Source organism: Pseudoalteromonas obscura (genome assembly GCF_030135505.1).
Classification (GTDB): Bacteria; Pseudomonadota; Gammaproteobacteria; order Enterobacterales; family Alteromonadaceae; genus Pseudoalteromonas; species Pseudoalteromonas obscura.
On the sequence record NZ_JASJUT010000001.1, the window covers coordinates 492,280 to 509,170 of the forward strand.

Sequence of the window (16,891 nt, forward strand, 5' to 3'; positions counted from 1 at the left end):
TTAAGCTTTTGGACAATTCCAATTTAGCGGCTCTGATAAAACCTAAGATACACCTGCAAAAATGGACGCAGCCCTTGTACTTTGAACTGGTGCGAATATCTTCTGCTATTTGCTAGTAGCGCTCACTGGTGTGCATAAAAAGTCAGGGGGTTTGCTTCTGGCTCTTTCATCTTGCATCAGCGGCAAATTTAAGGACACCTCTAACTGTAGTTCAAAAGGGGGTTGTTTGAAAAATATAAACAACAGATATTAATAAATAGATTTTATATTACATTAAAACACTTCAATTAAAATAAATAATAAAACCATTAAAATATCGCTTCACATCTAATTATACTCAAGGTAAGGTTGTTATTAACAACATGTAAAAGGAATGAAAAATGAAACCTAGTGTGATAATACCACTCTCTATTTTATTAAGTGCAAAAGCTTTAGCAGGAACCCTGTTCTACGATACTGACGGTAATGCAGGTCGGGTAACCTTCTATGAACATGGGCCAATTGATGCCATGGTAACTCAGTCAAGTTCCGCGTATACCATACGTATCTATACACCGCATTATCTAAATAACACACCTTGTCAAAAAGCTGCTATCTATGATGAAAATACCGATAAACTCTTGTCTCACATGGAAGTCAATGGAAAAACACTTACTGCTGAACTTCCCAAGGGGCATGAATATAGTGCTAAATATGTTGAAGCAGAATGTGCAGGTAATACCGACATTGTTTCTATTTATAGGCACAAATTAGCACCCGCTCCAAAAGTAAACCTAAAAAGTAACATAGATGCAGCTCAGTGGTCAGAGGGTGATCACCTCTATCCAGGGTTTTATCAAGATGTAAACTACAAAGCGATATTAAATATTGATAATAGTGAGCCAGATGGTTTTTGCTTTGCTTCTAGTATTGAAAGTAACTCCCCTATTGCTTTGGCACGAAGACACAACAATGGGTTTTATAGTGATGTCTTATCTTTCGATGAAGCTGTCCAATATGATGCAAGAACTGGATTAATAGCGGCTCAAATTGTTTGTCGAAATACAGGGGGAACTACCCGAGTTACTGAAATTTGGAAAATTGAAAAAGACGATATTAATTTAGATATTTCGACCAATATAAATTAGTTAAAATAACCTCTATATCCTCCCAATATTAATTAGGGAGGATTATACTTAAACAACGCTATCGGAGGTAATTGGCACTTTTAGTTTTATTTCTAATCCTTTACTTGGCTTCGACCAAGCAGATATCTCCCCTTTAAGTAACTGAGTAACTAAGTTATAAACAATGTGCATTCCTAACCCACAGCCACCTTGGTTTCGTTTTGTAGTCACAAAGGGATCAAATAGTGTATTTAAATTTCGCTCGTTCATACCTATGCCATCATCTTTATATGTCAAAGACCAACAGCCTTCCAACTGCTGAATATTGACGCTCACCTCTCCCTCATCTTTGCCTTCGAAACCATGTAAAATAGTATTGTTATACAAATTGGTTAGTATTTGATAAAGCGCACCTGGGTAGGTGTTTACATTTATCTCAGTATCCCCCTCAATTGCCAATGTTATTTGCTTACCATTTGCCAAGGGGCTGAGTGAAATGAAGACATCTTCAACATACTCTTTGACATTAATCTCCCTTTGGACCTCGCTCGAGTGGTCAACCGCAACTTGTTTAAAATTACTAATTAACTCTTTGGCGCGATCTAAATTGCGACTCATAAGCAAATAGCCCTCTTGTTGCTCCTGAATCGACAGTTCTAGTTCAGACTGTTTTAATGTCTGATTTTCTAGTTTGGTCGCAACCGTTTTAAGGCTTTCCTGATTGTACGAAATCGCTGTTATTGATATTCCCAATGGGGTATTAATTTCATGGGCAATGCCTGCTACAACGTTGCCCAACGATGCCATTTTTTCGCTTTCAATTAACTCTTGTTGAGTTCGTTTTAGCTCAATCATCGCCTGTTCTAGCTTTTGGTTTTTTTGATAAAGCTCATCAGTTCTAACAGCAACTTTAATCTCTAAACCTTCATTTAACGACTGCAATGCATTTTGGTGTGCTTTGAGTTCAGCAATATCCTTTAGCGCGCCAGCAAGACGTTCCACCTTTCCATGGCAATCTCTACTCACCACTTTCCCGCGCTCGAGTACCCATGTCCAATCATCATCTACGGTTTTTACTCGAATCGCTATTTCATACGTATCCTGCTCCCCGTCTAAGCAAGATTCGAGTTTTTCCTCCCAACTTATATAGTCTTTTGGGTGAATAAACTGAACCGCATCATGGACCGACATAGTAGACTTGCATTGCCCATAGTCGATGCGAGGTTTAACGCTGTGACGATAAATTTTGTTGGAATTTATATGCCAATCCCACATCTCATCTTGACTAGCCCAAAGGGAAAGCTCTAAACGCTCTTGCAATTCATTCATAATTTTATTGTCATTAACTACTTGCTGGAAGCGTTTTTGACGCTGCCTGAACCACATTAAGAGCAACAATGTCGACAATAAGAAGTAGCCCGCTTTTGTATAATCATTCCACCACCAAGGCGCATTAATTCTTATGTCAAAATGATGTACGGGTGAAATTTGGTTAAAGCGATTAATTGTATAGGCCTGTACTTGATACTTTCCAGGTGCTAACTTAAGCAAGTTGATCTGTCTAACCCCATCAGCCAATTTAAGCCACTGTTCGCTAAGCCCAATTATACGATAGTAAAACCTCAGCCCTTCTGAACCATAATCTAAACTGGAGTAATGCAGTGAAACAATATCTTGGTCATATTCAAGTTCAAGATGGGTAGTCAACTCAGGAGCCAATTTGAGTTCTTTGTTGTTAGATGGGTGCAGTGTACGACCTAACAATTCAATATTAGAAATTAATAGCGGCCTTATAATCGGAGATATCTTGATCTCCTCTGGATGAAATTGATTAAATCCATTGGACCCACCCATAAAGACGCGGCCGTCCGGAGCGAGCCAACTTGCGTTGTAATTAAATTCGTTGCCTTGTACGCCATCTACTGGAAAAAAGTTATCAATCTTAAAGTCATGAATATTAACTCGCGACAAACCGCCACTGGTGCCAAACCAAATATGATTTTGTTTATCATACAAAAGCGCCCAAATAGCGCTATTTGCCAAACCATCAGATCGTTTTATCGCCTTAACAACAGAAAAATTATTATCTACAATTGAAATGCCCGTTTCACTCCCGGCCCAGATACGACCAAAACTATCTTCTTGCAACATAAACACAATATTTGACGCCAGTGAATTCGCAATGGTTAGCTGTAAAAGTACATCGTCTTCATATTTAAATAAACCATCTCCAATGCTGCCAAAAATAAGCGCATCTCCCTGTTTTAATAACGAGGAAACATGGCTGGGAGCCTTGTCTTCAAAAGGCAAAAAGGGTTCAAGTTTGTTGGTTTTTTCATTGAAGTAAAGCAGTCCCATAGAACGAGAGCTCATTAATATTTTGCCCTCAAATTCAATAATATCGTTAAAACTCAGCTCAGGGCCTTTACCTATATCTGGGATGATATTAATTAAATCCCCGTTAGCTATATTCAGCCGGTACATACCCAACCCTCGGGTCGCGATCCACATATGCTCGCCTTGGATATGCAATTTAGTAATAAACGCATTTTCCATCACCGAGACTTTTGGAAATACTTGCTGAGCTTGCTCAAACCCCGCGCCATCAAAAAAATATAAACCGGAGGATGTCGCTAACCATAATCTGTCGTACCGATCCAATGCAAAATTTCTGATATCAGGCTCAGGAAGAGACCTGTCGGGGTAGTTAAATGCACTTACGTGCCCAAAGTTTTCACTTAACTGACTAATAAAGTGTAAGCCACTGGTTTCCGTTCCAAACCACAAATCTTGGTTGCTATCTACAAGGACGGACAATATGCTGTTATCTTGTAAGCCGAGCCCTTGGCCTTCATGTTTAAACCAGTGCTTTTTAAACTGACCTTTTAAGTCGTATAGGTATACCCCAAAGTTACTTCCTACAAACAATCTATCTGTCGATATGTGTAGTGTATTTAGCTCCAAACCTGCTTGGCTACCGACTTCTATTTCCCACAAGATACGCTCGTACAGAGTGTCGTAGCTAACCAGTCTATTGTCTTTTGTGATCAAAAAAACTCGCTCGCCCCGCAAAGCTAAGTACTTGAAGTCGCCAGCAAGTAACAGCGCACTTTTACTTGATTGCATACTTAACGTCATAAAGCCACGCTCAGATATATAGTAAATCTGACCGTTATAGGTGATTGCATGGCTGGCAAAACGACCTTGTAACTTTATAGATTGAGGTTCAAGTGAGACTTTATCTATCACATAAAAATCGTGGTTTTCAGTCGAAACAGATATGTAGTTTCCATTACAATTTAGGTTTTTTACCCGATCAGAGCTGATCGCTAGATAATTTTCTTTCAAAAAGCTTTGAAATCGACCCGTTACCGTGTGGTAGGCGCTCAAACCTGTGCTTGTGGCAATCCATACTGTTTCTCCACTGTGACACAATCCCGTGACAAATGCGCCGGCTAGTGCGTTGGGGTCTTGTTGTTTACTGGTAAATTGCTTGAATTCATGACCGTCAAAGCGATTGAGCCCTGCTTGAGTTCCAATCCAAATATAGCCTAATTGATCCTCTGTCAGCGCCATTATGGTGACTTGACTCAACCCAGATTCATAATCAAAACGGCGCATAATCTGCGACGTGTCTGTAAAAATGGGATTGGCTCCGGCTTGACACGCAGTCGACAGCAGACATACAGAAAGTACTCGTTTGCTCTGGTTACGGCTTAATAACCAGCAAAGACATATCATACAAAAGCGCAGTATCAATAGCATAAATGCCACTTAAGTCACTATACTTACAGGTAACTATAGCAAAAGTTATGTTTAGCGCTTCTATACTTACGTGATTAGTTGAGTTCGAATTGTGTCACTTCGCCTGTGCCATGCAGTAAGGTGTAGTGCTTCAGCTTACCTTCTTCCATGCGCACCAAGCTTATCGCCGAGTCAGACACCAAGTAACGCCCATTGCCGTAATCAGATTTATGTTTTGACACAGCCAGCTGCCAGCGTTTGGTAAATATATTGAATGGGCTCCAAGTCGAGAATAGCGCAATATCTAATTTCTCCAGAATTGCCAATAGCCCCTTTGGAAACTCATTTTTAATGCCTGATGCAGTCAGTTGCCAAATACGATTGTGGTGGCGACCAAATCTAGCCTGTACAGAAAAACAAAACGAATAATGCACGTCCCCAGAGAGAATAATTGTCTCTTTGGGCGTGTCTTCACGCTTAAAAATGTCGATAAGCTTTCTTGCTGCACCTTCGTGAGCCATCCAATTCTCTACATCAACAACTAATGGCTCACCACAGGTGTTAAAAATTGCTTGAATGGTTTCAATAATCTTCACACCAAAAACAGGCGCTGGGCTCACTAATAACACACTTTCGTGATGGATTAATACATCCTGTAAATCCATTAAACTTTCCCAGTCCATCAAACCACTCGGTTCATCAAAGTCCTGCTCACTACGCCACCTATGCGTGCGAGTGTCTATCACCACGACTTTTGGTGTCGTATCCAAGCAGTAATGCCATTGACCAAATCGATTTATAGCTCTGTCAAACTTGTCAAATTGCCACGTATCATTTTGAAAAGATTTTAAAAAGCCAGGTAGCAAGTCGCCTGAGATACTCTGTGCGTCATTGCCTAGCCCTTGAAATAACCAATATGCAATCAAACCATTATTAATGATGCGCTTACTAACAGAAGAGTTGGCGACGTTTTGCTCCCATCTCGGTGTCAAATTCCAATCATCGGTGACGTCATGATCATCAAACATCATTAATGTAGAAATATTCGCCATTAACCTTTCTACTTTAGGGAGGGTAGCAATGTAGTCTGTTAATGCTCTTGATTCAGCCTCAAATAGAGTTTGATGTTTCGTATTTAGTGTGTCAATTTTAAAATTAAACGGTTCAACTAACTTCCAAGCCTCAGAACTAAAGTTCAATATATAAAAAGCGACAAACTCTTCAAAAGAAATTAGATGATTACCTGCTTTGACGCTTGAAAAATGTGGCTCATCTTTACGGGTCCAGTAGCCTAGCGTTAGTTTACTTCGATTTTGCCAAGGCTCCTTAGGCAAGTGCCCATCACGGATATATAATTGCGACTCTAACTCGTTGGGCAAAGACAGCTCCAAGGGCCGCTCTTTGTATATCCCAAGCACACTTATTAATTGACGCACAGCCACAAGCATGGGGCCTGCGACATCATCCGCGTAAACTTGATCGCCAGATAGAATCAACAGGCTCGGACGTTCATCACTGTTTATATAACTTTTCGCAACGTAGGCATCTGCTTCTGCCAAACTATCCTTGCTAGGGTGATGGGGGTTTCGGCAAGAACCATGCAGAACATTAGTTAGTACCTTAGGGACAATTAATGTCGGTGACGCCTTATAACTGAATCGAGAAAGGTCAACAGCAACTGTGTTGTTATATACCTCATACGGCAATTCTATATCGGTTGAAAACGCATCACCTTGCGGGCGTACGTTCAGAAATATGAGATATAACGCTTCCCCAAGCTGTATATTCGTTTGTTCAACAGTGGTTGTATACCCAGCGAACTCAACAACAAGATTAACCAGTTTGGTCGTAACAAACTGAAAACTAACAAGGTGAGGTTCAGCTCTTCGGACCATTGGCCCGCAGAGGAATAGAGGCAGATTAGCTTGATTCACTGATTTGGTTACGACTTGCTAGGCTAAATAACTGATAGAAGTTCTGGGTAGTCGCATGAGCAAGCTCTTTGAACGACAAACCTTTAAGGTCGGCGATAAAATAAGCAACATCTTGCACATAGGCTGGCTGATTAGTTTTACCACGGTGTGGAACAGGCGCTAAATAAGGAGAATCAGTTTCAATTAACAGCCTATCTAGAGGCAGCTTTTTAACAACCTCTTGTAGTTCTACTGCATTTTTAAACGTCACTATACCTGATATTGAAATATAAAAGCCCATGTCTATCGCTTTTTTTGCCATATCCCAGTCTTCAGTAAAGCAATGTAAAACCCCGCCGCAGTTTTGTGCATTGTGAGCTTTCATAATATCAATGGTGTCCTGACGGGCATCACGTGTGTGAATTATGAGTGGCTTTTTGAGTTCATTGGCAACATCAATGTGCCCGGCAAAGCTGTCTTGTTGAACTTTATGAGTGTCCTTAGCGTAGTAGTAATCTAATCCCGTCTCACCAATTGCAACCACGCGATCGTGCTGTGCCAAAGACAACAGCTGAGCTTTATCTAAAGCTTCCTCTTGATTTAGAGGATGAACGCCACATGAGGCAGACACATCATCAAATGGCTCAATTACTCGTAACATATTTGGAAACTGATCTAACGTGACGCTCACACACAAAAAGTGCTCTACCTGCTTGTCGCGGGCTGCCTGTAATATCTCTGGTAACTCGCTCTTTAATTTATCAAAATCTAAGCGGTCAAGGTGACAATGTGAATCTACTATCATTACTACTTTCTTACATCGTATAGGTTGGTTTATCAAGATTGAGCGCAGTACCCAACATTTTTACTATTTTATCATTTAACAGCTCAAACTCGGCATCAAAGCACACACCAACACCTGGCGGATTCGAGTTTTGCGCACCTTGCGGTGTGATCCAAACAACCTTGCCTGTTACTTCCTCTTCTTCAAGCGCGTCAGGCAACATTATTCTCATTGAGATCGGCGTCCCCATATCGAAACGGCTATTGGTTTTAACAAATATTCCGCCATTTTTCAAATAAGGCATGTAGCTTCGATAAAGCTCGTCGTTGTCTTCGATATCGACTAATAGTTCTTGCACTGCATTCAATCCTGTTTTAATACTCGCTGGAGTCCAAACACCAAATTAGACAGACTCAAAGTTTTATTAATGCCCAAAATCCGATGATGATCGGACATGTATTTTTCGATTTGCACGGTGCAATTATGAAATTGAACAAATCCAATGTGTTGTACTGTGAGTTGCTGTTTAATTACCTGCATTAGAAAACGCGCAAACACCGACAATAAGTATGCGTCCTTCGCAAGCGCAGTTTCTAGTGCGTTTATATCAGAAATGCTAGCAATATCATGAGAAACTTTCCACAGATAATCCACTTCAGAAATGACTTCCTGTTGCGCCCACTTGCTCAGCAATAGGGGTTGCTCTGAGAAGATATCAACCCACGGGTATGCGCTACTGGAGATCCCCTGCTCCGCTAACCAATGTTGTGAAACTCGTTTGTCCGTTATAGCCACTTGGACTTGATTACAACGACTCAATACCGTTGCTTTCACTTTTGAAACATCATTACACGTCATCAAGATATATCGTTTTGCAGCTGGTTCTTCGAGCGTTTTTAGAAGTGCATTAGCAGCTGATTCTGTCATTTTTTCGATTTGCTCGATTACAACTACCTTATTCCCACCTTGCTGTGCAGAATGAAAAACAAACTCGTTAAGCGTTCTGATTTCATCGACCCCAATACTACTCGAGTCAGCTGAAAGGTAGAGCAAATCAGGGTGATTTTGCGCCTTTATTAACATGCAGCTTTTACACCCACCGCAGCTCGAAAGCGTCTCGGTACTATTTACACATAATAACCCTTCGCTTAATACACGAGACAGTTCTCTCTTGCCAACCCCTTCCAAACCATGGAGCAGCTGCGCATGATGAAAGCGACTTCTGGCAAAGTTTTCTTGCATTCTATGTTGCACTGGTTCAAGCCAAGGGTACATTATGCTACGCCTTTTTTACAAACATACGTCATTACTTTTGTGCCATGCGGGCATCGACTGCCTGTAAACATTGCGCGAGTACGTCTTTTGCTGAATAGCTAGCATCTATCACAGTAAAAGAATCCGGTGCCGCCTTTGCCTGCATAAGGTAACCATCACGTGCTCGTTTTAAAAAGTCGAGTTTTTCAACTTCCAAACGATCGAGGCCTTCGCCTCTTTGCTGGACACGCTGCAAACCAATTTCAGGATCAAGATCTAAGATAATATTGAGATCAGGTTTAAAACCGTTTAATGCTAAGTCATTTATGGTTTTTATGACTGACAGGTCAATGCCTCTTGCATAATGCTGAAAACTAAAAGTAGCGGCATCAAAGCGATCAGATATTACGATTTTACCCGCTTCAAGCGCCGGCTTTATTTTTTCTTCTATATGTTGTGCTCGAGCAGCACCAAACAGCATCAGCTCTGCTAAATCTGTCATTTGAGGTGTGTTCGGGTCTAAAATGACTTCTCTAATTTTCTCCCCAATTTCAGTTCCACCAGGCTCCCGAGTCAAAACGACTTCATACCCTTTTGAAATTAGATGCGCCTCAATACCCTTAATAACCGTTGTTTTGCCAGCACCATTACTGCCATCACAAACGAACATGAACCCTTTGCTCATCTTTGTACTCAAATAATCTTTTTATAGTCTGTATAGCGCTATACTACCGTTTTTTTAGCGCTTTATCAGTATGTAGAAAACCTTTTGCTTACTTCTCAACCAGGCATGCCACCATCAATCACCAACTCATACACCAAGCTCTCATTCTAAACAGCCAGAACAGAGTAAAAAACTCCCCACTATTTATGAGCAATTAAGAGCAATTCGAAAATGACAACGCAATCAAATTGATTTAAGTCTTTATTTTGCTGATTTGTCATTGAATTGTGTACAGTTAGACCTTAGTATTGTTCAAAATAATAATACGAAATATTTAGTTTTGAGCACATTAAGCCGATTTTTCTTACTTGAAGAAGAACATAAACCACGTGTAAACGTCCCAACATGGCGTCTTAGTGCCCTTCGTATTATCTTGGCTACCGGATTAGTTCTCTGTTTTGGCATTTTCCTCAACAGTTTACCTACCGCAATTGACTACAACTTAGACTATGTTATCGCACTGACCACGGGCTTTACGCTCACTCTTGGTGCTCTGTTGTTTTTAAGTAGTCATACATTTTTCATTACCGCACATTTGCTGCTCATCTGCATTGTGGTTGCAGGCGTAATGATCAAACTTTTTATTCCTAGCCTCGAACTTGCGCATTTGGGCTCCATCTTTGTCTACATTACGCCTATCATCGCATTAATACTTGTTGGCAAGAGAACAGCAATCTTTTACGCTGTCCTCAATATTATCCCATTTATTTTGATACTAAAAAATATCGATATATCCATCGTGCCAACGGGGCAAAGAATGTATGTCGATGCAATATTGCATATCCAATTGTTATTGTTTTTCTTCTTGAATTGCTGCATCCCACTCGCGGTTTGGCGAACCAGCCTAGCGGCCAATCGCTTAAATAAGCATATGCATGAAAACAACACATTGTTAAAATCGCAAAAGCAAATTTACCAGCGCTTTTTTCAAAAATCGTTTAACGCCATTATATTGGTCGACAATCAGCTAAACGTTGTAGAAGCGAACGATAAAGCAAAGCGCCTGCTAAGTATTCAAACACAACCTCTACCTCTGCCACTAAACAGAATAACACCAGATAATGTAGAGTATCTAACCTATGACAACGACCTTATAGAGGCTTTGCCCAAGACATTTGAAGTAGATGACAAATGTATCGAAATTGCGGCTCAGGAACAGCACTCCAATGATATTAAAGCTTGGTACCTTCAGGATGTTTCTGACCAACAACAGTTACAACAAGACTTATTAACGCTAGATGTTGCGCATCAGCAAGCAAAATATTTTGACAAAGCCACCAATTTGCCAAATAAAACCTGGTTATTAGAACAACTACAGGCACATATAGACAGAGGCAAACCATTCGCGCTTTTAATTGCTGACAACCTAAATAAACACGTACTAGATTACATGATAGACGGTGAGCAACACCGTACTTTGTACGCACGCATTAACCAATTGGTTGAACAAGACGCTGAGTTATTAGATCAAATTGCATATATTGGCGCTGGACGAATTGCTATTTTGGTTGAAGCAAAAGGCCCTCTTAAAGACATTGCAAATCGCTGGCACAAGCAATTAGATTTTTGGATTAAACTGGGACAGCATCAATTCCATTCGAAATATGCAATTGGTATCGCCACCTACCCTGAGCATGGCTACATCGCGGAGAGACTATTAAAAAGTGCCCTTCAAGCTTGTGAGCTCCGTGCCCCCAATCAAATGATTACGGTATTTGACCAGCTGACACGTAGGCAAACCCTTGCTAGGCATGAAATGGCACTACTGCTAGAAAAATCAATAGAGCTGGGAGAATTGCAGCTACATTTGCAAAGCAAACACGATATTCAGAAAAATATTACCGGCTACGAAGCACTGGCAAGATGGCACAACAGTTTACTAGGCTGGGTACCTCCGTCACAGTTCATCCCTATCGCTGAAGAGTTCGGTCTGGTTAGCCACGTTACACGCACAATGCTCGACAAAGTTTGTCAGTTCATAACGGCCAACCCTGAAATAAACGTGCCTGTTGCCATTAATATTAGCTCAAGAGACATTGAGGACCCTCATTTTATTACACAAATACAAAATATTACCAGTAAGTATGGTGTCGCGCCTCAATCCATTGAACTGGAGTTAACAGAGTATAGTTTTGCCGACGACCACAATCATGTCATGGATAAACTCAATGAGCTCGGTTTCATGTTAAGCATTGATGATTTTGGTACTGGGTATTCCAATATCGCACGTGTCTTAGAGTGTCCAATACAACGCTTAAAATTAGATAGAAGCCTATTAACAGATATCACTGATCTCAAAAAGCAGCGCTCACTTTTACTGGGATTGAAGACTATTTGCGAAAATATGCAAATTGCATTACTTGCCGAAGGTGTAGAGACGCTAGAGGATTTCGAGAGGCTATCGAAACTCGGCATTACAGAGTTCCAAGGCTATTGGTTTAGCAAACCCTGTAGTGCAAATATGATAGATCTCAGTCTATTAAAATCAAACAACAAAGCCTTGTCATAATTCAGTCATACAAATATTGTTAAATGTGCGTGTCGAATAATACCTGTTTGGCATTTGACCCCCCTTGGATTTACTTACGCTCGAGCCTCAGGCGTAATTTTTTGCTCATAGCGGCTTTCGCCTGTAATGAAACAAAAAACCCAGTCACACAGTAACTGGGTTTTGCTTTTTCGATTAATCTAAAATATTAACCAAGTAGCTCGCCAAGTTGCTGGCTTACAGCATCAACCGCTTGAGTACCATCTAACTTGTGGTATTTAGTATTACCAGCGTCTGCCTCTTTATTGTAGTAATCAACAAGTGGTCTTGTCTGGTCATGGTAGATACCTAAACGCTTACGAACAGTCTCTTCAGTATCGTCTGCACGGATAATTAAGTCTTCACCTGTTTCATCATCTTTGCCTTCAACCTTAGGTGGGTTGTATACAACATGATAAACACGTCCAGAACCTGGGTGTACGCGACGGCCGCCCATACGCTCAACAATGATCTCATCTGCAACATCAAACTCAATTACATGGTCGATGTTAATTGCATTTTCTTTCATTGCGTCAGCTTGAGGAATTGTGCGTGGGAAACCATCAAGAAGGAAACCTTTCTCACAGTCAGGCTTTGCAATACGCTCTTTTACCAGACCAATGATAATTTCATCAGAAACTAGCTGGCCAGCATCCATCACTTTTTTTGCCTCTAGACCTAGTGGTGTGCCTTCGCTGATAGCAGCGCGAAGCATATCGCCAGTCGAGATTTGAGGGATACCAAATTTTTCCATAAGAAATTGAGCTTGAGTGCCTTTACCAGCACCAGGCGCGCCTAAAAGGATAATGCGCATATTATGTTCCTCGATTCTGAGTTAACTGTATTTTAATTGTTTGGAATTTTTTCATATTGCGCGTTGATTCTCAAGTCACTTATACCAATTGATTAGAGGTTTTGTCCCTGTGTGGGGATAGATCTATAATCTACCTGCCTATTGCTTAAAAACCATGCAAATATCGATAAGTTTTGAATGCAATTTACTATCTTTTGTTTCTTAACAATACTACCTTGAGCTGCTGGTACGCAATTGCCAGACTCTGATTATCGCTCTCAACACTGGACAAAAGATAGATACAAAAAACCCCGCAAACTCGCGGGGTTTTAAATCTATTGCGTTATTGAGCGTTATAAAAAAGCACCCAGAGCTTTAACTTGGTCAAGCATGCGGTTTGAGAAGCCCCACTCGTTGTCATACCAAGCCATAACTTTAACCAATTTGCCCTCTACCTTGGTTTGTGTCGCATCAAATACAGAAGATGCCGGGTTATGATTAAAGTCGATAGAAACAAGCGGTAGCGTGTTGTATTCAAGTACACCAGCCATTGCGCCTTCAGAAGCAGCTTTAACAATTTCATTTACTTCGTCTGCAGTTGTTTCACGTTTCGCTACAAAAGTAAGGTCAACAAGGGAAACATTGACCGTTGGTACACGTACAGCCATACCATCCAGCTTACCAGCAAGTTCAGGAAGTACTAGGCCAACTGCTTTTGCTGCTCCAGTTTTAGTTGGGATCATTGATTGTGTTGCACTGCGAGCACGATATAAATCTTTGTGATATACATCACACAAGTTTTGGTCATTTGTAAATGCATGAATTGTAGTCATACTACCTTGCTCAATACCAACTACATCGTTCAATGCTTTGGCAACAGGCGCAAGACAGTTTGTTGTACACGATGCATTCGAAATAATATTGCTGTTTTCATTTAAAACATCGCTGTTTACACCATGAACTACTGTCGCATCCAGATCCGTACCCGGAGCTGATACGATTACTTTCTTAGCACCCGCTTCAATATGCTTAGCAGCAGCATCGCGAGAAGTAAAAATACCCGTACATTCTAGAACGATATCAACGTTCAATGCTTTCCACGGCAAATTCGCAGGGTCACGCTCTTGCGTCAATGCGATTTCATCGTTTCCGATAACCAATGTATTTCCAGCAAGCGTCAGTTTTTCATTAAAGCGACCGTGAACAGAATCAAACTGTGTCAAGTGTGCGTTGGTCTCTGCTGGTGCTAAGTCGTTTATTGCAACAATTCTAATTTGGTCGTTCTGACCTGATTCGTAAAGTGCACGTAGTACGTTGCGACCGATGCGGCCATAGCCATTAATTGCGATGTTGATCATGATTACATTCCCCTAATTATTTAACTTCACTTGCTTGTTTTGCAAGCGCTTCGATGGCTTGCCAGTCTTTATTTGCAATTAGCGATTTATCCAACATCCAAGTACCGCCAACACAAACTACATTATTTAATGCCAGATATTTAGGCGCGCTTTCTAGCGTAATTCCACCTGTAGGACAAAATGTCACTTGCGGTAGAGGTCCACCAATCGACTTAAGCATTGGCGCACCACCAGCAGCTTCTGCTGGGAAAAACTTCAAGAATTTAAAACCGTGGGCCGCAAGCTCCATTGCTTCGCTTGGTGTTGCAGCACCTGGTAAAAATGGGATATCCGTACTTTTTGCCAGCTCCAATAGTTCAGAGCTCACACCAGGGCTCACCATGAAATCCGCGCCAGCATTTACTGATGCCTCAAAAGATGCTTTATCGACTACAGTACCAGTTCCAACATAGGCTTCTGGTATCGCTTCTTTGATTTGCTTAACCGCTTCTGCAGCGATCGGCGTTCTCAAAGTCACTTCAAGTGCACGTAAACCACCATTGTATAGAGCGCGTGCCAGAGGAATTGCATCTTCTAATTCTTCTATAACAATTACCGGAACCACGGGTGCTGCCGATAAGATTTCTTGTATTTTCATATTTACCTCATCCCCAATGTTGTTATTCGTCGATACCAAAGGCGCTTGCGCCCATATCTGCGCTGCTTACCATGTTTCTAAAGCCTGTGAATAGCTCACGGCCAGTACCAAAAGTAAGCTCTGGTTGCGTAAGTTCTAATTCACGTTTTTCAATTTCTTCATCAGAAACGTGTAAAACAAGGTCACCATTTGGTGCATCAAGTGTGATCATGTCACCTTCGCGAATTTTCGCGATAATGCCACCTTCTACAGCTTCCGGCGCAAGATGGATAGCAGCTGGTACTTTACCTGAAGCACCCGACATACGGCCGTCCGTTACAATTGCCACTTTGTAGCCTTGATCTTGCAGTGTGGCCATAACAGGCGTTAACTTGTGCAATTCAGGCATGCCCTTGGCTTTTGGACCTTGCTCTTTAATTACAGCAATGAAATCTTGATTCAGTTCACCCTTAGCAAAAGCGTCTTGAAGTGCCGCCTGAGAGCTAAATACTTTTGCCGGAGCAGAAACAAATTGATGTTTCTCGTCTACAGCAGATACTTTGATCACAGCTTTACCCAAATTACCTGTCAGTAGCTGCAAACCACCTTGCTTATTAAATGGATTAGAGACTGGTCTTAATACTTCCTCATCAAGTGAGTTTTCTGGACAAGGAACCCATTTAACTTTTGTCGGGCCTTCGCTGTTGGTCATTATCACGTTAGTATCGATGTCCAAAACAGGCTCTTTGGTATAATCATCTAAGCCTTCACCAACAATGGTTTTCACATCATTGTGTAAGTAACCTGCATCACGCAGCTCACGCATTAAGAAGCCCATACCACCAGCAGCTTGGAAATGGTTAACATCTGCGGAGCCATTTGGATAAATACGTGTAAGCAGAGGCACAACTTCAGATAAGTCTGCCATGTCTTTCCAAGTAATTTGTACACCCGCAGCTTTTGCCATCGCGACCAAGTGAATAGCGTGGTTTGTAGAGCCACCAGTTGCCAATAATCCAACTAAACCGTTGATCACTGTTCTTTCGTCAACGATTTCACCGATTGGGTTAGCTGATTTTGTTTTAATTAGCTGCTCAAGCATCATTTTTACAGCACTTGCCGTTAGGCCATCACGTAACTCTGTGTAAGGGTTGATGAATGAGCTTCCTGGTAAGTGAAGGCCCATAATTTCCATCAGCATTTGATTTGAGTTGGCTGTGCCGTAGAAAGTACAAGTACCAGCACTGTGGTATGACGCGCTTTCAGCTTCCAGCAACTCTTCACGGCTCACCAACCCTTGTGCAAAGCTCTGACGAACACGGGCTTTTTCTTTATTTGGAATACCTGATTCCATTGGGCCAGCTGGTAAGAAATAGATAGGCAAATGACCGAAAGACAAAGAACCAATCAGCAACCCTGGAACAATCTTGTCACATACACCTAAACAGAAAACACCGTCAAATACGTCATGAGATAGTGCAACTGCGGTCGACATTGCGATTACATCACGTGAGAATAAAGACAGCTCCATACCATCACGACCCTGTGTAACCCCGTCACACATTGCCGGCACGCCACCTGCTACCTGAGCAGTTGCATCGTATTGCGTTGCTATCTTTTTAATTAAATCTGGATATTCGATATAAGGAACATGAGCAGAAAGCATATCATTGTATGAGTTAATGATGGCTAGGTTTGGCTGGTCATCGGCCTTCAATCGCGCCTTGTCACTGCTTGAACAAGCAGCCATTACGTGTGCTAAGTTACCGCAACCTAACCCAGCCCTAACGCGTGTTTGTTTTTTTGCTTCTTGTATACGCTTAAGGTAGGCACTACGAGTTGTCTGGCTGCGTTTAACGACTCTTTCAGTAACTTCTTGAATTCGAGGATGCAACATAATCCGCCTCTCTGCATGTTTAGAGGAAAAAGGCTCAGTACAACTAGCTGTGTACTGAGCAGCTTTGATTTACCCGTTCAAAGGTACGCTATCAGGTTGTCTCTCACCTCAACCTGACACCGGTGTCACTGTATTAACTCACATTCATGACACCGGTGTCAACCTATTGAACATT

General features: G+C 41.5%; 12 protein-coding genes. 2 read left to right on the top strand and 10 right to left on the bottom strand.

Going from position 1 to position 16,891, the window contains the following annotated elements; all coding sequences use genetic code 11:
* Positions 1 to 380 precede the first annotated feature (380 nt).
* Positions 381 to 1,127 (top strand): hypothetical protein, encoded by a 747-nt coding sequence (locus QNM18_RS02085; RefSeq protein ID WP_284136163.1) that lies wholly within the window; start codon positions 381 to 383, stop codon positions 1,125 to 1,127.
* A gap of 48 nt (positions 1,128 to 1,175) precedes the next feature.
* On the opposite strand, the gene QNM18_RS02090 is transcribed toward QNM18_RS02085, so the two are convergent.
* From QNM18_RS02090 to tmk, 6 genes are all read right to left on the bottom strand, one after another.
* The gene (locus tag QNM18_RS02090) at positions 1,176 to 4,871 is read right to left on the bottom strand and encodes a two-component regulator propeller domain-containing protein (RefSeq protein ID WP_284136467.1); all 3,696 of its coding nucleotides are present in this window, start codon (positions 4,869 to 4,871) and stop codon (positions 1,176 to 1,178) included.
* A 74-nt stretch (positions 4,872 to 4,945) separates the two neighbouring features.
* Positions 4,946 to 6,745 (bottom strand): metallophosphoesterase family protein, encoded by a 1,800-nt coding sequence (locus QNM18_RS02095; RefSeq protein ID WP_284136164.1) that lies wholly within the window; start codon positions 6,743 to 6,745, stop codon positions 4,946 to 4,948.
* Between the two features lie 25 nt (positions 6,746 to 6,770).
* Positions 6,771 to 7,568: a TatD family hydrolase gene (locus tag QNM18_RS02100; RefSeq protein ID WP_284136165.1), complete on the bottom strand. Its 798-nt coding sequence runs from the start codon at positions 7,566 to 7,568 to the stop codon at positions 6,771 to 6,773.
* 10 nt (positions 7,569 to 7,578) lie between these two features.
* Positions 7,579 to 7,905: a PilZ domain-containing protein gene (locus tag QNM18_RS02105; protein WP_211009422.1), complete on the bottom strand. Its 327-nt coding sequence runs from the start codon at positions 7,903 to 7,905 to the stop codon at positions 7,579 to 7,581.
* 5 nt (positions 7,906 to 7,910) lie between these two features.
* Positions 7,911 to 8,822, bottom strand: coding sequence for a DNA polymerase III subunit delta' (gene holB, locus QNM18_RS02110; RefSeq protein ID WP_211009421.1), 912 nt, complete (start codon positions 8,820 to 8,822; stop codon positions 7,911 to 7,913).
* Between the two features lie 31 nt (positions 8,823 to 8,853).
* Complete coding sequence (gene tmk, locus QNM18_RS02115) at positions 8,854 to 9,486, bottom strand: dTMP kinase (protein ID WP_284136166.1); 633 nt, start codon at positions 9,484 to 9,486, stop codon at positions 8,854 to 8,856.
* Positions 9,487 to 9,805: 319 nt separating this feature from the next.
* Here tmk and QNM18_RS02120 point away from each other — a divergent pair, with 319 nt between their 5' ends.
* Positions 9,806 to 12,034, top strand: coding sequence for an EAL domain-containing protein (locus QNM18_RS02120; protein WP_284136167.1), 2,229 nt, complete (start codon positions 9,806 to 9,808; stop codon positions 12,032 to 12,034).
* A 187-nt stretch (positions 12,035 to 12,221) separates the two neighbouring features.
* Here the strand turns inward: QNM18_RS02120 and adk are convergent, their stop codons facing one another.
* From adk to edd, 4 genes are all read right to left on the bottom strand, one after another.
* Positions 12,222 to 12,866 carry an adenylate kinase gene (gene adk / locus QNM18_RS02125; RefSeq protein ID WP_039609765.1) on the bottom strand — a complete coding sequence of 215 codons (645 nt, stop codon included), beginning with the start codon at positions 12,864 to 12,866 and terminating at the stop codon, positions 12,222 to 12,224.
* A gap of 332 nt (positions 12,867 to 13,198) precedes the next feature.
* Positions 13,199 to 14,203, bottom strand: a complete 1,005-nt coding sequence (gap, locus tag QNM18_RS02130; RefSeq protein ID WP_211009418.1) for a type I glyceraldehyde-3-phosphate dehydrogenase — start codon at positions 14,201 to 14,203, stop codon at positions 13,199 to 13,201.
* A gap of 16 nt (positions 14,204 to 14,219) precedes the next feature.
* The gene (locus QNM18_RS02135) at positions 14,220 to 14,840 is read right to left on the bottom strand and encodes a bifunctional 4-hydroxy-2-oxoglutarate aldolase/2-dehydro-3-deoxy-phosphogluconate aldolase (RefSeq protein ID WP_211009417.1); all 621 of its coding nucleotides are present in this window, start codon (positions 14,838 to 14,840) and stop codon (positions 14,220 to 14,222) included.
* A gap of 22 nt (positions 14,841 to 14,862) precedes the next feature.
* The gene (edd, locus tag QNM18_RS02140) at positions 14,863 to 16,716 is read right to left on the bottom strand and encodes a phosphogluconate dehydratase (protein WP_023399285.1); all 1,854 of its coding nucleotides are present in this window, start codon (positions 16,714 to 16,716) and stop codon (positions 14,863 to 14,865) included.
* Between the last annotated feature and the right edge of the window lie 175 nt (positions 16,717 to 16,891).